This is a genomic window from Burkholderia sp. Bp9142 (assembly GCF_003853415.1).
Lineage (GTDB): Bacteria > Pseudomonadota > Gammaproteobacteria > Burkholderiales > Burkholderiaceae > Burkholderia.
Map to the genome: position 1 here is coordinate 27,440 of NZ_QTPP01000049.1, position 18,810 is coordinate 46,249.

Genomic DNA, 18,810 nt, shown 5'->3' on the forward strand with positions numbered 1-18,810 from the left:
AGATGCTATGGCGGACAATGAGCGGTTCGAGGCACTGAAGAAGCGGCTGACACCGGAGATGGAGACTGCGGTGCGTGCTGCCTTCGACGCGGGTCGGCTTCCGCGCTCCTTGATGGGGGCTCTGTCGAGATCCAGCGTGGATGCGCTGAAGAACGGGCAGTCGCTGGAATCGGTCGCAGTGGCAGGAACAATGGCGCTCTGGGGGCTCGAGGCGATTGTGGCGTTAATTGGACGCCCGCCGTTGCTCATTCGAAATGATACGGTGGTGTTGGAGGATCTGCCGGAACTGCCGCCGGAGACCGCAACCCTCATCAAAGGCGTCGAAAAATGGGTCCCGTCCGTCGGGCGCATCGAATTCCGCAACCACGACATGGCGTGGGGCGGTACCGGCTGGGTGCTGGAGCAGAAGAAAAAGAGCGCGCTGGTGGTGACGAACCGCCACGTAGCTCAAATCGTGGCGCGCCGAAAGGCGGACGGCTCAGCGGTCTTCATGCGTGCACCTTCCGGTGCTCGCTACGGAGCCGCCATCGATTTTGGTGAGGAAGTCGAGAGCAAGGTCGACGACAACAGCCGCACGGCCGAACTGACTCGCGTTGAATATCTGGCCGATGACACGTCTGCTGACGTGGCCTTGCTGAGGATTGAAGCTGCTGATTTCAAATTGCCCACCCCCTTTCAGCTTGTCGGCGAAGAAGTCAAATTGAAGAAGGGTGACCTGGTCGCGCTGATTGGTTACCCGGCGTACGATTCCCGCAACGACGCTGACGCACAGGCACGCTATTTTCGTGACCTTTACGAGGTCAAGCGCTTTGCGCCGGGTAAGATCCTTCGGAAGCCGGATGGCGGGATTCTGACGTACGATTGCACGAGCCTCGGCGGCAATTCCGGTTCCCCCGTGATTCGGCTTGAGGACGGCAAGGTTGTCGGGCTGCATTTCTCCGGTGTTTACGGAAAGGCTAACACCGCGGTTAGCGCGAAAACTCTCAGCGCTTTGCTCGATGGAACTCGGCCAGTCTCGATTGCTCTACAACCTGTAAGCGAAGAGGCTAAGGATGGCAGTCACCCAGCCTCGCACTTCGAGCACAGGGAAGGTTTCAACACGAAGTTTCTCAGGAAGAGCCCACGCGCTCGGGTGATTCAGACTCCCTGGCCGGGTCTTCCCGATCATTTGGCCACGGAGTTGGCGAAGCCTTCTGACAATCCACCCGAGGCAAACGAACTCCGCTACACGCACTTCGGCGTGAAGTATTCTGCGAAGCTCAAATTGCCACTGATTACCGCGGTCAATATTGACGGTGAGGCAGCGGTGCGGATCAAGCGTGGCACTGACAGGTGGTTTGCCGACGAGCGCATTCCGAGGGCCATCCAACTCGATGCGCAGAACTTCAAGGACGGCGAAATCGACCGCGGCCACATGGTGCGGCGCGAGGACCCGAATTGGGGCGAAGCTGCCGAGGCTCAGCTCGCGAACGACGACACGTTTCACTACGTGAACGCGGCTGCACAACACTCACGACTGAACCAGGGCAAAGCACTTTGGCAGGGGCTGGAGAACTACATTCTTGACAACGCTCGGACACATGGTTTCAAGGCCTGTGTTTTTACTGGTCCAATCCTGCGGGACCCGGATGGAGACGAGGAGGAGATCGAGATTGACGGAGCGATCGCGCCGCTCGAGTTCTGGAAGGTCGTGGCCACGTTGGACGAAAAGGACAAGGCGCTGCACGCCACCGCCTATGTGCTGAGCCAAGGGCAGCTTATCCGCAATCTGCTTGAGAAGCGGTCGCGTACAGAGGCTCTGGAGGGGGTGGTTCTAGGGGCTTACCGTACGTTCCAGGTGGCAATTGCCGACCTGGCGGAGGCCACAGGCTACGACTTCAGCGATTACGTTAAGGCCGATCCCCTGTACAAGACGACCGAAGGACGAGCGGCGATCAAGAGCGGCGAGCCGGTTGTTTTGCCGCTCAACGAGATCACGGACATCATTCTGTAAAGCGCTTTTGACGCTGCTATGGGCGGGGCGGCCATCCGAGTGCTGCTTCGCTTCCCTCCTGTCATTGCTCACTCACAATTTCTGTGGGCCGCGAACAGTCAATCACTCTCGCGAGAGCTGTACCTTATCTTCCCGGAGTTCAGGCCGTAGTATTCGGCTGGTGTCCTTTGATGCTTGAGTTTGAGAAAGCTACTTGAGTAGGGCGTAGTAGTGCAAGCTTCGAATAAGCGGCGGCATGCATTTGGCAGCACGATTGGGCGTCTTTGGGGTAGGATTGGTAGGCAAAGTAACGTGCATTGCCTTTAGGATGGGCTAGTGTTGCCGATATACCATGAAATACTGAATTGCAGCGTCACATAACCTCGTTGCAGTATCGCCTAGCTTCTTGCGAAGCGGGCTGCACCGTACCTATGCACATGGGGGCGCTGTTCAGCTTGCCCGTGAACTACCCGTGTCTGTGGGTGATTCAACGGAAAGTCTATGGTCGCATTGGCGCAAGAGAGACGCTAGCGAAATGAATAGAGGCCGGGAGCCTTCGGGCGCGTTCCTAGTATTCCGGCAGAAATACATAACAGCGGAAACCGAGCTGTCGATGACTAAGCGCAGTAGCCTCACGAGAAACGTAAACGCATAACATGAACAGAAAGTCGCCCGTGTCTGGAAGTGACGTGTCGAAGCACATCCGCCGCTTGATCGGGCGACATTTGGTCGACGAGCGGATCAGACGTTTGACCGTCGACACGGGTCACGATGCCGAATTTAACGCATATTTCCTCTATCCGGCGTTTCGGAATGGAAAGCCGACCGTAGGGCCGCTCATCGAGATGCTCATGGGGGAGATTACTGCGTTCTGCATCGCGAAGGAGGAAAGGAGGAAGGCGAAACTCGCAGACAAGAATCTTCCCTACGATGCGCCTGCTATGGATAGGCTTGCCCGGAGAGCCCGAAGGCTGTTCATGGATGCGCGCCAAAATCAGTCAAGGTCGGGGGAGGGAGGAGAACTTCTTTTGTTCGTGCTTATCGAGCATTTTTTGCAGGCGCCGATTGTCCTGTCAAAGATGCGATTGAAGACGAATGCGAATATGCCGGTTCATGGGACCGATGGAGTTCATGCATTTTGGGATGACGAGAGGAATACTTTGGTCACCGTGTTTGGAGAATCAAAGCTACACAAGTCATTTTCAAGTGCGGTGGCGGACGCGGCAGAATCACTCGAGGAGTTCGTGAAGAACGTAGGCGGCCGATATGATCATGAGCTTCTATTGACGTTGAATCACATCGATCTTGATGGATTTCCGAATGATATAAAAGAATATCTAATCAAATTCTTGAATCCTTTCGAAACTGAAGAGGGAAATCGCCGTCTTGAGCGATTTGCAGTTCTGGTAGGGTTTGATGCTAAACAATACAACGAAGTGGCTTCATTGAGTTTGCAAGAAGCTGAAGAGAAGTTCAGGCAACTATACGAATCTGGTGCGAAGAAGGCAATTGGGACAGCATCCTCCAATCTTTCGACGAGAGGCATTGACCTCGCAAGCGTTGATCTGTTCATGTTTCCGATTCCTTCCGTTGATGACTTCCGTAGCCAATTTGAGAGGGCGCTAAGTGAGTAACTTCGGAAACTTGTTGGCGACCCGGGTAGTTCAAGCGCCACGATTCAAAATTGCTTACGAAGCACTGCAACGGGCGAGCCTATCGGATGTAGTCGGGAAGGAAGCTCTTCTGAGCGTCGATGTCGTCTATAAACTCGCACAATCAGCGCTTATTCTGGCGCAGGCGAGCGACACAAAGAACTGGATGCTTGCACAAGACATTGCATATGCCTTGGCATCGTTGCACTTGACTGAAGAGCAAAGGGAGGTGTGCAGTCACGTTCTTGCGACGCTGGGAAATTTCCCAGCGTCCGATTTCTTGCTCCCAGAATCGACGAGCAAGGCACTTCCATGGGCTTTACAGATCGATGAAGGGCTGAGAAAGGCAGACAACACGATCGAGGTGATGGGGCAGAAAGCGGTGCTCACGGATTTCCAGGCAGACATCTGGAATGGACTGAAGAGTAACCGTTATCTGAGCGTCTCTGCGCCGACGTCCGCAGGCAAATCGTTTGTTCTCCAAGCATTCATTCTTGACGCGCTTGAGTCCTATGATGGATTTCAGGACATCGTCTATCTTGTCCCCACGCGCTCGCTCATCCAAGAGGTGTCTGCCTCACTCGGGAAATCGCTCGCATCGTTGGGCGAAAAAGTGGTTGTGTCGAGCGTGCCCCTTATTGACGATGAGCTCAACCATGCTCAGTCACGCGTCCTTGTGTACACGCAGGAGCGCTTGAGGACTGCGCTCGACCGGTCTGATCTTGAGCCCGCGATCATCATCGTTGATGAGGCGCAGCAGATCGCCGATGATGAGCGGGGCATGCTACTGCTCAATTGCCTGGAGGAGGCCATCCGACGTTCACCGGACGTCAGGCTGCTTTTTATTACGCCGAACTCGAAGTCGGCAGCCTCCATGAACGGGCTCCTTGATTTGAAGCGTCTGCTGTCTATCCAGAGCGACCTGAAGCCGGTTAGGCAGAACCTCATCTATGTGAAATTCCAGGCCAGAGCAAAGGAGATTTTTCTTCGACTGCATCGCCCCGGCCTCGAGCCCCTAGAGATCGGAACTTACAAAGCGCAGCGTAGATTTCTCACCAAGGACAAGCGACTGATAGATGCGGCGATAGAACTTGGTGGAGGCGGGCAAAGCCTCGTCTACGTTGGTGGGCCAGATTCAGCAGAAAAGATTGCGCTGGCCATTTCAAAGCACAGGACTGATGCAGTGCCCGCAAGCGCCGATCTCGAGGTCTTGTCGGAATTCGTCGCTGAGCATGTGCATCCGGAATACGCGCTCGTAAGCTCGGTCCTGAACGGGGTTGGGTATCACTATGGACACATGCCATCTGCCATCTCCTCGGCAGTTGAGCAATACTTCCGCGAAAATAAACTGCCGTATCTTGTCTGCACCTCGACTTTGCTTCAAGGTGTCAACCTGCCGGCGCGAAATATCTTTTTGCACAAACCAACGAAGGGAAAAGGCAAGCCAATCAATGGAAGCGATTTCTGGAATCTTGCTGGTCGCGCTGGACGCATGCAGAAGGACACTCACGGTAACGTGTTCTTGATCGAATACGAGGACTGGGAATCGAAGCCGGTCGACGAGAACGAGCGTCGTGAGGTTGTGTCTTCTCTCTCCCATGCTCTGAAGTCTAGGCAAGGCGAGATTGTCGACTATGCGCGTGATCCGAAGCACCCGTCAGGAAGTAAGGACTATCAGTTCGTTGAGAGCGTCTTCTGCAGGCTTTTTATTGACGCCAAGCTTGATCGTTTCGATGAGACGATTCGACGTGCGACGTTCGGCCAAGACGTGTCCGATGTTCGCGAAGTGAAGCGGGCAATCTATGACCAACTTGACAAGGTGACGCTTCCGATCGAAATCATCGCCAAGAACAATTTGATTTCCCCTATTCGGCAGCAAGTTCTATTTGACTTCTTCGAAGGTTCGATAAAGCGTGGTAAATACCGTGACCTCATTCCACCTCATCCAATGGCTGACAGTGCCAAGGAACGTATGACTGAAATCATGCGTATCTCGAGAACGTATCTCGAAGGGGTGGAAAATAAGCAAGAAAATTTCTTCGGATGGTTCTCTCTTCTCTGGATGAATGGTACGGGTCTAAAAAATATCATCCAAATACAGATCGATTACGAGATCAGGAAGAGGGAGGAGGATGGGGATGAAAAGTCCGTCAATTCGGGGACGGTGATTCGAGAAACGCTGAAAAGTATCGATAAATTTCTGCGTTTCCACTACGTCAAGTATCTGGGGTGTTACATCAACATTCTTCAGTATGCACTTTCCAAGCGTGGGATCAATGCTGCATCGGAAATTCCGGCCGTTCCGCTTTTCCTTGAACTGGGGGCATCCGACCCCGTGATGATTCAAGCGATGAGTCTTGGCTTGTCGCGGGTAGCTGCGAAGGAAGTGAGTCGTCTATTCCGGTCGGCACCCCGTTCTCCCGCGGCGTTGCGGCTCCGGCTTCGCTCGATGAACAGAGAGCTGCTGACACTGCCGCGTCTTGTGCTTGCTGAGCTTCAGAAATTTGGACTCTACCGGGCTTGAGACATGCGATGCTGCGTAATGATGGCATCGCGGATGGTACGCGCCACCCGCGCTCCCGTCCTGGTGGCGGCACGTCTGTGTATCGCTACCAGAACGATGCGCTGCGCGTAGCGTCCTGGCTGCTCAGTGAGCTGCATGCTCCTTCATCGCCGCGTCGCGATACACCTTTGCCACTAGCGTCCCAGTCCTTTCGACGGTTCGCCCGGCTACGGCTTCCTCGATGCAATGCAACACATCGAGCGCGCCGTCACCGCAGACATCGCCGTCTCGCCGCGCGAATTCGAGTTCCGCCGTCATTCCTTTTCTGGCTAGCTGGGCAGAAATCCAGTCGAACGCGGCGGCGCCATCCGTTGGTCGCATGTGGCCGGGCAGCGCCCGCAGCATTTCGGCATTCGCTTCGTCGAAGGCATTGGCGCGCGTGTATTCCTCGACATCCGCGAGCAGCCTGGTCGCTCCTCCTGAGGCATGACCCGCGCTATTGGTGGCGGCGCGCCAATCAGGGACACACAGAGTGAGCGCTCGGACGAGGAATGCCATGTTGAAGTCCCGCCAGAAGCGTGAGTGGGGCTGGTAGACGTATTCAAGCGCGAGGGAAAGCGTTGCGGCGGTCAGGCTGGATGCGTCGATCCGGCAGTCGGTCATGAAAGAGACCAGTGCGTCGACGGTTCCAGCGTGGGCTTCTCGAGCTGCTTTGAGTTGCATGGGATACGTGGATGAGTGGGCTTGGCAGGTATAGCTGCATGGCCGTGGCATGGCAGTGCTTATATTGGCCTCCGCTTAGTTGCGGGCTGCGACCACTGAGCGCATCCACCTGCACTGAGCTTTTGCTCACAAACACAGTAAAAGCTTGCGATCGAGCGCTCAAAGTGGCGCGATTGTCCGCTCAACGCGCGTGCCTAGTGTTGACGCCTGACATTTGTGGGGCACGCCGCTCAAGAGCAGCTTGCGCGCCGCATATTTGTAGGCCATGAGCAGCTGACTGATTTTCATAGTTCGATCTAGCAAGCGCGCGAAAGGCTGTAACCGGCTTGGTGGGTTTCAATTCCAGCCGTTTGCTGAACGTCACTAAGACGTAGAGCAAAAGCTCTTGCATATTCCGTTTTATATTGCCGCCGCACGGTTCGACGGTCATACCCTTTGATGAAGTTACAACCGATTTTCAGCCAATGGATTACGCCAATACCACTGGAACACATCGCATGGCACGCTTGGAGATAGGGGAGAGGATTTACGCATAGGCGCTACGACCTGCAAGCTCACCCCACATAATCAATACCACGGGAAGAATGAAAAAGCTGACGGGGTGGCGACATGGAAATGCTCAAGCGAGCGTGGAGGGGGGAAGAGCGCCTGTGGAAAGTATGGTGGCTCATCGGGGCACCTCTCTTTGTCGTCAATAACCTTGTGATTGCATGGCTCAAGAGCGTCATCCTCAGGGACCCACTCGGCACGCCGCTTGCCCTAGTGTTTTGCATTGGGGGCGTCTTGGTAGCCGACTGGCTGACATGGATCTGGGTGGCCTGGCGATGCGCGCCCAATGTTGACCATCAGTTCTGGCGCCGTGCCTCACGGGTAGCCCTCATCGGGTTCGTCACGATAAACATGGCGATGGGTCGTCAGGACGCGAACGAGTTTGGCGACCAACTTATCGACTCCACTTTGCGCAGTACGCAGCCTAGCCAGGTTGCCGAAAGCGTCCCGGCCGCCCCGCCCGCGGCCATCCCCGCCGAACCTGTGCCAGCGCCGACGGTTGCAACGCCAGCCACGACGTTCACCGCCTGGGACAATGGTCTGGGACGGGCGGCCTTTCTCGATAGCCATTGGCATCCGATTACGCCGCCCACCGATGCCCGTCCGGATACGACCTACCTGAACTACGAAGGCACAAATGACGTCGCGGTAGTTGGCCGGGACCGAACCAGGATGAGCCCGCAGGTCTTCGCCGCGTATGCCTCGAGGCACTTGGACGGATATTGGCCAACGAATCCTCCGAAGTCGAGCAATTTTGACGGCCACACAGTGTGGTCCGTCCTTGTGCGATCGGCCGGCCAAGCAGCCGGGGTGCTGTTCGTCTTTGCTGATGCGCGGGGTGGCACGTGGCAGGTTTTGACGCTGAGTGGCGTGCCTGACGAGACCTTTATGGCGCGAGGTCTCGCGTTTGATAAAGCCGTCTTGCGGTCGGCTTTCTGAGGGTAGTGGGAGGGGAAAATGATACACAAAGCCATCGGGCTCGTGCTGGTCGTCTGCATTCTCACCACCTTGAGCGGCCTCATTCGAGGCTGGGGCTCACGCTCATCGCCGGCAGCTGCCGCGCCAAGCCAGGAAGAGGTACGGCAGCAAGAGGAAAAGCGGCAGCGAGACGAGCAAAGCAAGAAGATGCAGGTCATCACCTATGGGGTAATCTGGGACATTTATACGAGTCTGCGGGACCCGGACTCGTTCAAACTTCATTCGGTGTTCATCCCCGACAACGACAAGGTCCTGGTGTCGTGCGTCGAGTATTTCGCCCGCAATGGTTTTGGCGGCATGAACCGTGAATATGCGGTCGGCACGAGCACCCATGGCGACTTCAAGTTCAGCCCGAACAACGCCAGGATATGGAACATAATGTGCGCCAACCAACCCGGCATTGACTTCAAGACCTACGGCGAATTCGTGCTCGAACGCATCAAGGCTGCGAGCAATTGATCGTTTGGGGTCAACTGCTTTGCATCGTGCGCCCGGACGAACTGCGCAGGCGCTCGGATAACGCGTTGTTCAACCGCCTCGCCCACAAAAATGCGGACAGGTTCTGGAAGTGCGACAACGCCCAGCCTCGGTAGCCCATTGGGGCGAGAATTCGACCACCGAGATGCGGTAGTATGCGTCGACTGCACTGGTACGCTCGCCGAATTGTGACTTCGACGACGTACACTCCGATCGAGTCAGGAATTGCCGACAACCCGACTAGGGAAACGCGAAAATGGGCTGGAATGACCACCTGGACGATAGCGAACTGTCGAATCTGCCGCCCGAAGCATATGGAAATGTTTTCGATGTTGACGGACCGTTTGACCCGTGCGACGCCTGGCTTGAAACAGCGGACCGCGACGAGCAACTTACCGCGATCCGCGAGTGGTTCCTCGCCCGTTTTTGCGATCCTGCGGAAGACACGCCCTATAACGGGCGCGAAGGTGGTTACCAATATATCCACGGTGGGCCATACGATCCGGCCGATGAGATTCCTAGCCGATTCGCAAACGTTGTTGACGACGACGTCATCGAGGAAGTAGTTGACGAATTGCATAGCGGAGTCGGTCACGAGTGGGCGCCGATTCGCGCGGTTCCGGCAGACGATTACTACGACGATCGGTTCGACCTTGATGTCGATACGCCAAATGAACCGATGTCGCGTTTGCAAGATCGGATTCAGCAGGCACGGCAGGTATTGACGCTGACAGGTAGTCCTCACGCGAAGTCACTCGCCGATATGCTCGTGTTCAGCAATGCGCTCGGAGTACTCGAATCATTCCTCTGGGAAACCGCGGAGTTCTGGTTTAAGCATGATGACAGCGCGTTGCAAAGCGTCGTTACCAAGCTGAAAGTGTTTAGCGATGAGCCGATGAAACTGGGTGATATTTTCGCTCGGCATAACAAGCTGCGAGAGCACGTGCTCGGCTACCTTCAGAACCTGGTCTGGCATCGGTGGGACAGTGTGGCGCCAATCTTCCAGCAAGGCTTGGGCGTGCGCCTTCCGAGCGTGAAACCCTTTGAGCCCGCACTGCTCAAGCGCCACGACATTGTCCACCGCTGCGGGCGGACGAAGACGGGTGAGCCGGTGACTGTTACACACGCAGATATCGGTACGCTGTTCGAAGAAATCGAGCGGTTCGCAATTGCGGTTAATCTGCTGCTGTCGACGCGTCGCATTCCGGGCGCGGTTGATTTGATGCCGGACGAATTCTGATTTTCCAGCTGTCTGGCGAAAATTTCCATTGATTATGGCTCGGCCCGCGTCGTATTGCCTATGAATGAGGGTGGCAAGCGAACGGAATACCCGCTACTGGTTCGCGCGGTGACGGGCGTTGGCATCAGTCTGGATGCATCGGCGCCCGATCCAGGGCCAGTTGCTCCGCATACTGCGCGATCCACGCCGGTTCGTCGGTACCCGAACAGGGCTACTGCTGTCACGGGCGTATTCGATTACATTGAGATGTTCTACAACCCGATTCGCCGGCATGGTTCTGCCGACGACCTGTCACCTGTAGAGTTGAGCGGCGCTACGCGCTAAACGGCTCGTGACTGTCTATGAAACTCTGGCCGGTCCAAATTGCGATTCCGCGAAACCGATGAAAGGAAGTCTCCTACGGTTGCAGCGCCCATGCCGGAGTGCCGGCGTCAAGCACTTCACTCCGATTCGCGAGATAGAGTTGTTGCGCGCGCGGGTTACCGGATGCGTCTGGGGAGTAGTCAACATGCCAATGACGCAAAAAATACCCCACTAGGCAAGCACGGAGCGTGACCGTTTTGGCCCCATCCGTCATGCCATAGTCGGCGCATGTCGTTTCTGGGTGAAGCGCCAGGGGGTGAGGGGTAAGACGCAATACTATTTCGGTGTTCCAGTCACGATCTTTTGACAAGTCGACATCGGAACCGCCACGTTCCTCGACACTCGCGAATCGCGTGAGCCCGAAATCCCGAAACTCTTCCTTTTCGTGGTCGAAACACCGAATGTGCCAGCGTAGGCCGTCATTCACGAGAGCCAACGGTGAGAGTTTTCGGGGGTGAGATCCAGTCGTTAGTGAGGTGTACTCAGCAACAACAAACTGTCGCTGATCGATGGCGCGGGTGAGAGTCGCAGCGATTTCCAGCGGAACCTGACGCTTGATGCTTGTGCTTACCCAACCTGGGATTCGCTTTGTTCTCGAAGGATCGAAATCGACAGCGCCGTCGCCCGCTAACGCATGCAGAGCCTGTTCGACGTTGTGTTCGAAGTATGGCTGTCCGCCGTCAAAAACGTAGCATTTCCGGCGCAGGTCGTATCTCAGCACCGAAGGGGCTAGCTCTGCGTAGAGCGATAGGTCCTTGGTTGCAGCAGGTTCGCTGATCCCAAACCGGAAAGTCAGATCCTTCCTGCTCACTTGTCCAGAAAATAGGGCCAGAAATTCGATGTAGTACAGCCGCTCGCGCTGGGTGTCTCGGGGCAGATTCATATAGGTAGTCCTCCGCACCGCATTGTAGGCTAAGATTGATTTTATGTCGTCACTTAAAATATGTGGTCATAAAAAGTAGTTGTGTTTTCCTGGTGGGCGGATAGAATGGTTCCATCGGCCGTAGATGGCGGCCGATCAGCATCGACAGATGCTGCCGGCGATCTATCAGGAAAAGCGACTATGAGCGAGCATGACCAGAAGGGCGCGCACGAACAGCGCGGCCATGAAGACGGTTCCAAGCACGGTCACCATGGTGACCACGCGCATCACGGCCATCATGATCATGGCCACCAACCACCGCCGAACCCGCCGGGGCGGCCGGACCCGGGATCCGGTGCGCCGAAGCCTCCTGGTCATCGGCCGGTGGGTTAATCATGGAAGCCTGGTGGGACCGCTATCCGGCTGCGTTCTCCAGGGAGAAGGAGGCGCTGGAGCGACTGGGATATCGTTGGTCGATTGACGCAGCCGCGATGGACGCGGGGCAACTGGTGGTGCATGTTGACGTACCGCACGGAGATGAGGTGTTGGCGCTCACGGCAATCTACCCGGATATGTATCCGTACTTCGTGCCAGCGGTGACGACGAATCCCGGTCGGTTTCAGCGCCACCAGCACCCTCTCGGGCAAAATCTCTGTCTTTTGGCGCGAGAGGGAGAGGAGTGGCGTCCCGGGCACGATTCGCTGGTGACGCTTATCCAGGAGCAGTTGCCAGCGATTCTGGAAGTTAACAACAGTAGCGCAGCTGCTGAGGCCGTCGCGAAGGCTGAGGATCACGTTGGCGAGCCTTTGTCGTCGTTCTTGCCGTATGCGGTGGAATGTGCGGTCATCGTTCCGGACGAAACCCCGCCGGCGGAGGTGTCAGCAGGGCGGTTTAACCTACTGCTTCGTGCTGCGCCGCCCGGATGGTCGGATCGGTGTTTCGTCAATGGCGTCGTTGCGTCGATGAGCGACATGCACAACAAGCCGCTCGTGACTTTCGCGGCGAAGATACCGGCCTTCGCGGTCCGTTCGAACGGTTTTTGGCTGAGGCTGGAGAGAAGGCCGGAGGTCAGTTCCTTCGAGACCGCCACGCAAGATGTGTTCCGCCAGATAGAAGCTAAGCTTCCCGAACTGGGAAAAATGCTTTCGTCCGCGAAACGGGGCGACGTCATCGTAGTTGGTCTGGTTTATCCGGACGAAGTGTCTTGGCGGCACTCCGCAGATGACTGGATATTCTTGTCCGTATGTGTGACGCGCGAAGGAAAGCGATCGCGTCCGGCCGACGTTCGCGTGGACTTTGTACGAGCGGATTGGGGAGGCCAGCACGCTTGGCTGCGTCGCGCGCCATTTTTGACACCGATGCGCGACAAGGCCGCCCTGATTGTTGGGCTAGGCAGCTTGGGATCGCCCGTCTGTCTCCAACTGGCAAGGGCAGGAATCGGCCGGATGGAACTCGTCGATTGCGACAACTTGCAGGTCGGAAATACGGTGCGGTGGGCGTTGGGATGGCAGTATGCGGGTCTCCAGAAGACGACCGCCCTGGCGTCGCACATCGGCAATGAATATCCATACACGACCGTGCGCGGCTTTAATCTCCGCATCGGAATACCCTCACTCCCGGGAGACAACCGTGTTTCTGAATATGCGATCCTCCGGAACTTGGCGACCGAGGCAGATATCGTCATTGACGCAGCCGCGAATCACCGGGTAAGTCATTTCCTGGCTGATCTCGCTCGTGAGCTCGGGAAGCCGTATGTTTGGCTGACGACGACGCACGGCGCTGCAGGCGGCATCGTCGGTCGAGTGAGGCCGGGCAGTTCGAACGGCTGTTGGCATTGTTTTCTTCGCGGTCTCAAGGATAAAACGATCCGACTGCCGGCAGATGCCGGCACAGATGAAATCCAGCCCGGCGGGTGTTCCCAACCCACGTTCATTGGTGCAGGGATCGATAGTGATGCGATTGCCAACCTCGCCAGCCGTTTGGCGGTCGCGACTCTATGTGCGGGAGCGCATGACGGATATCCAGACTTTTCGTGGGACGTCGCGGTTGCCGATATCCAGAGCGAAGGGATGTCAATTGCGCCTGATTGGACGACTTATGTTTTGTCTGCGAGACAAGACTGCCTGGTCTGCAGCTCGCGGGTATGAGCCAGCTTTGGATTGATGCGCCCGCGTTCGACGAGATGATTGACGAGGCTGGTCGCGCGTATCCGCTCGAAACGGGGGGCGTCCTAGTTGGATATGTCGCCAGTAACAATGAACCGGTAGTTCAGCACGTTATCGGACCGGGGCCAGGCGCTCGGCACAAGCGCCAGCGATTTCATCCCGATCATGACTGGCAGTGCCGTCGGCTCGACGATATTTTCACAGCATCATCGGGGCGCGCGGTTTATCTGGGAGACTGGCATACGCACCCTGATGGAAGGCCACATATGAGTTGGCTCGACAGGCGAACACTGCGAGGTATTGCCCGGCATCGGGAAGCAGAGCTTGCACGCCCATTGATGCTCATCGGCGGCGGCGGGCCCGAAGGTTGGGAGTGGCGAGTGCATCGGTACGTCAGCGATTGCATGGCCGGTTTCGACATTCGGTACGACGTGCTCGATATTCGGGCATACGCGGCCTGATTCGGTGTGGCTCGATGCCTGGCTGCCGATGCCTTAACGGCATGGCCGTTGGTGAGACGACACTCTGAATTTTGAGCACTTAAATCGACATATTAATAAGGATAACGTATGAAAAACGTAAATGTTGACATCGTGGGAAATGGGAATGTTGTCGGAAATGGTAACCGCACGATCAGCGTTACCAATAACGCGCGGATTAACAATAGTGGAGGGTCTGGCGGATCGGGCGGTAGTGGCGGTGGCGGGAGCGCGGGTGGAGAGATTGCCGTCCTCGCAGCCGTGGTGTCGATCGTCATGTGCTGGCTGTACGTGCGACACATCGATGGAATTTATGACGTCCTGACGAAGGCTGCGCTTCTGTCGAGTTTGCCCGTCCTGCCTCTTGTCATCGGATTTCTCTGGCGACTTCGCACTGAAGAGGGAACATGGGGGGATATGGTCAAATTGTTTATCAACCCTGTTGTTACGATCATCGTTTTGAGCTTGCTCAACTTTGGTTATGGTCGATTGGACGAGCACGTTATTCAGATGGCAACTCATATGCAGGCGCGTGACTTTTGGAACGGCTTATCGGAATACGGACATCGCGTAGTACTCGAGAACATCGTTGGAACGGCCGCGATTGTGGGTGTCTTGCTTTCGAATGCGTTGATGGCAGTTTTCCAGTGCGCGGAAAGTATGGCTCAGAGTACTGGGGGCGTGATGGCCGTCAAGCTGGTTGGCCTGACATTCAATTTCAGGCCGGCGCGGATGGTCGTGGTCTTTGCCGTATTTCTGGGAGGTTCGTTCTTGGCTTTCTCGGGAAAAGGCTTTGATTGGTGGTCATCTACCGTTGGGGGTATTACGGCTGCAGCTTTGAAGGGGTAGTCAATCAGCGTATCCGGCCAATGCCATTGAGGGACGAACTTCGGAGTTTTTGACCGGACCGGGTGCAGTAGCCTCGGCGAAGGAACTAAATCGCCAACCCCAGCGGGGTCCATCGGGCTATGATGCTCGATCGCCAATAAGGCGCCGCCCCGCCGGGCGGCTCAATTGCCACGATCATGAGCCGGAATATCCCTGACCATCCCACGGCGCCTCTCACTTACGAGGCCGTCAACACATTTAAGCGAGTCGCGCTGCTGGAGGGCAAGTCCCTGTTCCTGCCTGGGGGCGTCTCGCTCTGGACGCCGGATCGTTTTGAGCCATTGGTCGAGCACTACGTCGAGAACCTTATCCTGAGCAACGACGTGGGAGGCTTCTGGAATAAATTGCCGTTCCAGATCGGCCATGTCGAGTGTCCGGGGGAGAGCGCGGCACTCTTCGCTGAGATCTTTTGGATTGTGACGCTCGCCTCGAGCAGTATGACCGTGCCCACCAAGATCGAGGGCTTACAGACGATCTGGGCGATGGCCGAATCCAAAGGTGTGCCTGTGCTTGACACTAGCTCGCCTCTGCTCGATGACCGCGCGCTGCGGGGGCTCGGATCAACCAAGCCGGGCTACAACATCTACCTATGGAACGAACTGGTCTATGCGGTGCGCTTGTTCAAGGACTTCGCTGAGAAGGATCTCGCGCAGCGCCAGGCGCTACTCGCCGACCCCTGGGCCTTCGGCGAGTGGATGGAGGGGATCGACGAGACCAAGTCGCGCCAGCTTTACCACGTCCTTTGCCACCTGATGTTCCCTGACGAGTTCGAGCGCGTCTTCTCTGAGAAGACGAAATCGGCGCTCGCGCGACACCCGGATCTCGGCATCGCCCGTGCGGCCATGCGTCACCGCGTGCCGCGAGACAAGGCGCTCCTTGACGCGCGCCATCGCATTGAGAGGACCCACCCCGGACAGGTAATCGACTATTTCACGTTTCCGAACCTCCTGCGGTCACCCCGCGGCTCGGTGGCGCCCCAAAGTCCGATGACCACCTCGCCCGTCACTGACTTCATGGAGCCCGCGGGCGTGCAGGCGGATGACGCGTCGGAACCGGTGGTGCCATGGCGGCCCCGCAATCGAATCTTCTTCGGCCCCCCGGGCTCCGGGAAGACCACGGCCCTGGAAGACATTCGGGCGCGCCGCTACGAGGCCGGAGAGCGCGTTATGTTCGTCTCGTTCCACCCGTCGTATTCCTACGAGGACTTCGTGGAGGGTTACCGCCCGGCACCGGGTAAGGACGGCGCAATTACCACCGCCGTGGTCAGGGGCCCGTTCCGTGAAATCTGCGAGATGGCGCACCAGAACCCCATGGTTCGCCATACGCTCTTTATCGACGAAATCAACCGCGCGAACGTGGCCAAGGTCTTCGGCGAACTCATCACGCTGCTGGAGCCGAGCAAGCGTTGCGACCCAAACCCGACGCTAGACTTCTCGGCCGCCCGTTGCTCAGCGCGGCTCCAATATAGCGGCGAAATCCTCTCCGTGCCGGCGAACCTGGATATCGTGGCCAGCATGAATACGGCCGACCGCTCGGTGCAGGCGATCGACCGCGCGCTGCGCCGACGCTTCGAGTTCATCGAGACTCCGGCAAACTCGAGCCTGTTGCCCAAAGTAGGTCCAGCCGGCATCGATCTGAGCCGTCTGCTGCAAGCGATCAACGATCGCATCGAGTTCCTGCTCGATGGCGACCACGCAATTGGCCACGCGCTTTTGATGGGTGTAGACAACCTCTGGGACCTGCGCCGAGCGTTCTCGCGCCGCGTGATCCCGCTATTGCAGGAATATTTCTTCGAGGACCTCTCAAAGGCCAAGCTCGCGCTTACGGGCTCGAGTAAGGAAAGTGTCTTCTTCGAGGAGCGAATGCTCGACGCGCGCTCGCTTTTCGACGCTTCGGCCGATCTCGATGACCAAGAATTGCGCGTGTCGATCCGCCCCAACACGGATCTGTCGACCTGGGACGCTGCTGGCTTTCTGGCGATCTACCTCCGGGGTGAGGAATTGGGCGCCGCCGTCGCAAAGTTACCGCAAGAAATGACGCCGGATTTGGAGCCTGGCATCGACCAGGAATATGAGGATGATGAAGAGCTCCGCTATCGCGCCCGCAAAACTCGGACATCAGCGGAAGAGGCCGGCAGTGCACGGGCCGCTAACGACAGCGATCCTGAGACTGGCGGTGTTGGATCCGACACCGGCAATCCGGCCGACGCGGCCGACGAGCGCGTCGCCTGAGCTCCGCCATGGTCATGCTCAACCTGACCGTCTTCGAGCGCGAGAAGCTGCGCGTTGCTCCCGACGAGATGGTGGCGCGCCTGCGCCGCCTAGCCCGGGATGCCTCGCGGCCCAGGCCCAGCGCGGACGGGCTGGACTTCCGAGGGGCGCATGCTAGTGACACGGGCGGGGTGAGCGCTTTGCCTGCTGTGGCCGCCGAGAGTGCTGTGGGTGCGCAGGGGGTGGCGAAAGGGGGCTCGCTTAATCTACTCTCGGGTCGCGACGAAACTGGGACGTTGTTGATCACCGAAGCCGAAGCAGGCGCTCTGGAGGAGCTCAACAAAACGCAGAAGGGTTTCTGCGAGCGCGAGGGGACGCGGCTGAGCCTGGCTATGCATTGCGGTCTGATCTTGTTGCCTGGCAGTGGTGGCAGAAGGGGGCGCGGATCCCGTGCTGGCATCGGTCGTGGGGACGCCCGTGCGGGTGGCGGCCAGTCACACGGCGGTTCCGAGGGCGCCACATTAGAGGTTCTGCCAAAGATCTGGGGGGCGATCGAACGCCAAGGCGCCGATGAGACGAGCCTGCGCGACGCGAGCGGCAAGGATGCGCGCCAGGCACTCACCCGTGCGCGGCGCGCCTTGCTGCGCTTGCTGCAAGCTAGGGGCGAGCTGCCGATCTCCCCAATCGACTCGGCACCGCAGGACGTTGACCGGACGCCGCTGCTCGAGCTCTTCGTCCGAAGCTTCTTGCGTGAGGCGCTGCGCGTCGCCAAGGGTGGCCTGTTGACCCGCTACATTGAGGTCACTGACGATCAGCCGGTGATCCGCGGGCGGCTCCACATGGTGGAGTCGGAGCGTCTGGCACGAACCCGCCCGGGCTACTGGCGGTGCACGCATGACGATCTCTCCGTCGACAACCCCTACAACCAGGCGCTACTCGCAGCAATCGAGCGCGTGCGCCCGCACGCGCGGAGCCGAACCACAGAGCGGCTCTGGCTCGAGGTTCGGGCGTTCTTTGGTGGGGTCTCCCCGCTCCGGGTTAAGCCGGACTTCATTGACCGGCTCAAGCACGGCCGAGAGAGCGCCCGCTACGACGAGGCGCTGCGCTGGGCGCGGCTGCTTCTCGGGCTGCTCTCTCCGACGCTTGCCGGCGGGGCGGCGTCGGCTCCAGCACTGCTCTTCAATATGCAAGCCCTCTTTGAGCATTGGGTTGTCCGCTACGAGCGGGCCAGGGCGCCCGAGGATGTCGCTGTCGCCCTAAAAGGGTGCTCGCGCGAACTTGCTACGATCGGCTGGGGTGGGGCGTCCGCAGGCCAGCCGGCCGGCCCGGGGCCGGCAAGGGTCTTCCGGCAAATGCCGGACATCTCGCTTTGGGCGCGCAACGCCAATCGCGACAGAGATTCGCCCGAGGCCATCGTCGACGCGAAGTGGAAGTGGCTCGACCCGACCCGTGCCGACTGGGGCGTTTCCGACAATGACGCCCGCCAAGTGCTGGCCTACCTGTTGCGCTACGGGTGCGACCGGGCTCGGCTGGCGTACCCCGTGCTCTCCGGGGCTCGGTTGCCTACGGCCGGCCCGCCGACTTTCTGGATCGACGCTCGGGGCAGCGCCGTCTCGATCGAGGTGGTTTTGGTGCCAATCGACGTCTAGTTCGATGGGGGCGGCGGTGGGGAACGGCTGGCGTCCGCTCTGCCGAATCTACGCGGAGTATGGCCAGGGAGACGCCGGGGTGCAGCTCAGGGCAGTTGAG

The 18,810-nt window shown here is 58.0% G+C and carries 13 protein-coding genes; 11 read left to right on the plus strand and 2 right to left on the minus strand.

What is annotated here, in order from left to right:
- Positions 1–7: 7 nt before the first annotated feature.
- From DIE22_RS33715 to DIE22_RS33725, 3 genes are all read left to right on the plus strand, one after another.
- Positions 8–1,993, plus strand: a complete 1,986-nt coding sequence (locus DIE22_RS33715; protein WP_124607111.1) for a DNA/RNA non-specific endonuclease — start codon at positions 8–10, stop codon at positions 1,991–1,993.
- A 668-nt stretch (positions 1,994–2,661) separates the two neighbouring features.
- Positions 2,662–3,606, plus strand: coding sequence for a DUF1837 domain-containing protein (locus DIE22_RS33720; protein WP_260426832.1), 945 nt, complete (start codon positions 2,662–2,664; stop codon positions 3,604–3,606).
- Complete coding sequence (locus tag DIE22_RS33725; RefSeq protein WP_124607113.1) at positions 3,599–6,148, plus strand: DEAD/DEAH box helicase; 2,550 nt, start codon at positions 3,599–3,601, stop codon at positions 6,146–6,148. Before DIE22_RS33720 ends, DIE22_RS33725 begins: the two co-directional genes overlap by 8 nt.
- 123 nt (positions 6,149–6,271) lie before the next feature.
- Here DIE22_RS33725 and DIE22_RS33730 read toward each other — a convergent pair whose 3' ends face one another.
- The gene (locus DIE22_RS33730; protein ID WP_124607114.1) at positions 6,272–6,850 is read right to left on the minus strand and encodes a hypothetical protein; all 579 of its coding nucleotides are present in this window, start codon (positions 6,848–6,850) and stop codon (positions 6,272–6,274) included.
- Between the two features lie 609 nt (positions 6,851–7,459).
- Between DIE22_RS33730 and DIE22_RS39085 the strand changes: the two genes are divergently transcribed.
- The 3 genes from DIE22_RS39085 (at position 7,460) to DIE22_RS33750 (ending at position 10,094) form a co-directional block, all read left to right on the plus strand.
- Positions 7,460–8,338 (plus strand): hypothetical protein, encoded by an 879-nt coding sequence (locus DIE22_RS39085; protein ID WP_260426833.1) that lies wholly within the window; start codon positions 7,460–7,462, stop codon positions 8,336–8,338.
- Between the two features lie 18 nt (positions 8,339–8,356).
- Positions 8,357–8,836, plus strand: coding sequence for a hypothetical protein (locus DIE22_RS33745; RefSeq protein WP_124607115.1), 480 nt, complete (start codon positions 8,357–8,359; stop codon positions 8,834–8,836).
- 274 nt (positions 8,837–9,110) lie between these two features.
- A complete protein-coding gene (locus DIE22_RS33750) occupies positions 9,111–10,094 on the plus strand; it encodes a hypothetical protein (RefSeq protein ID WP_124607116.1) in 984 nt (327 codons plus the stop codon).
- Positions 10,095–10,491: 397 nt separating this feature from the next.
- Here the strand turns inward: DIE22_RS33750 and DIE22_RS33760 are convergent, their stop codons facing one another.
- Positions 10,492–11,340, minus strand: coding sequence for a WYL domain-containing protein (locus DIE22_RS33760; RefSeq protein ID WP_124607118.1), 849 nt, complete (start codon positions 11,338–11,340; stop codon positions 10,492–10,494).
- A gap of 374 nt (positions 11,341–11,714) precedes the next feature.
- On the opposite strand from DIE22_RS33760, the gene DIE22_RS33765 reads away from it, so the two are divergent.
- The 5 genes from DIE22_RS33765 (at position 11,715) to DIE22_RS33785 (ending at position 18,710) form a co-directional block, all read left to right on the plus strand.
- Positions 11,715–13,466 carry a ThiF family adenylyltransferase gene (locus tag DIE22_RS33765; protein WP_124607119.1) on the plus strand — a complete coding sequence of 584 codons (1,752 nt, stop codon included), beginning with the start codon at positions 11,715–11,717 and terminating at the stop codon, positions 13,464–13,466.
- Positions 13,463–13,945, plus strand: a complete 483-nt coding sequence (locus tag DIE22_RS33770) for a Mov34/MPN/PAD-1 family protein (RefSeq protein WP_124607120.1) — start codon at positions 13,463–13,465, stop codon at positions 13,943–13,945. The genes DIE22_RS33765 and DIE22_RS33770 overlap by 4 nt, the downstream gene beginning before the upstream one ends.
- 108 nt (positions 13,946–14,053) lie before the next feature.
- Entirely contained in the window at positions 14,054–14,812 is a 759-nt protein-coding gene (locus tag DIE22_RS33775; RefSeq protein WP_124607121.1) for a hypothetical protein, read from the plus strand.
- A gap of 176 nt (positions 14,813–14,988) precedes the next feature.
- The gene (locus DIE22_RS33780) at positions 14,989–17,082 is read left to right on the plus strand and encodes an McrB family protein (protein WP_124607122.1); all 2,094 of its coding nucleotides are present in this window, start codon (positions 14,989–14,991) and stop codon (positions 17,080–17,082) included.
- A gap of 8 nt (positions 17,083–17,090) precedes the next feature.
- On the plus strand, positions 17,091–18,710 hold the full coding sequence (locus DIE22_RS33785) for an McrC family protein (RefSeq protein ID WP_124607123.1): 1,620 nt from the start codon (positions 17,091–17,093) through the stop codon (positions 18,708–18,710).
- The last annotated feature ends 100 nt before the right edge of the window (positions 18,711–18,810 follow it).

Coding starts and splice junctions, on each gene's coding strand:
- DIE22_RS33715 (WP_124607111.1), top strand. CDS start 8: ATGGCGGACAATGAGCGGTTCGAGGCACTGAAGAAGCGGCTGACACCG.
- DIE22_RS33730 (WP_124607114.1), bottom strand. CDS start 6,850: ATGCAACTCAAAGCAGCTCGAGAAGCCCACGCTGGAACCGTCGACGCA.
- DIE22_RS39085 (WP_260426833.1), top strand. CDS start 7,460: ATGGAAATGCTCAAGCGAGCGTGGAGGGGGGAAGAGCGCCTGTGGAAA.
- DIE22_RS33745 (WP_124607115.1), top strand. CDS start 8,357: ATGATACACAAAGCCATCGGGCTCGTGCTGGTCGTCTGCATTCTCACC.
- DIE22_RS33750 (WP_124607116.1), top strand. CDS start 9,111: ATGGGCTGGAATGACCACCTGGACGATAGCGAACTGTCGAATCTGCCG.
- DIE22_RS33760 (WP_124607118.1), bottom strand. CDS start 11,340: ATGAATCTGCCCCGAGACACCCAGCGCGAGCGGCTGTACTACATCGAA.
- DIE22_RS33765 (WP_124607119.1), top strand. CDS start 11,715: ATGGAAGCCTGGTGGGACCGCTATCCGGCTGCGTTCTCCAGGGAGAAG.
- DIE22_RS33770 (WP_124607120.1), top strand. CDS start 13,463: ATGAGCCAGCTTTGGATTGATGCGCCCGCGTTCGACGAGATGATTGAC.
- DIE22_RS33775 (WP_124607121.1), top strand. CDS start 14,054: ATGAAAAACGTAAATGTTGACATCGTGGGAAATGGGAATGTTGTCGGA.
- DIE22_RS33780 (WP_124607122.1), top strand. CDS start 14,989: ATGAGCCGGAATATCCCTGACCATCCCACGGCGCCTCTCACTTACGAG.
- DIE22_RS33785 (WP_124607123.1), top strand. CDS start 17,091: ATGGTCATGCTCAACCTGACCGTCTTCGAGCGCGAGAAGCTGCGCGTT.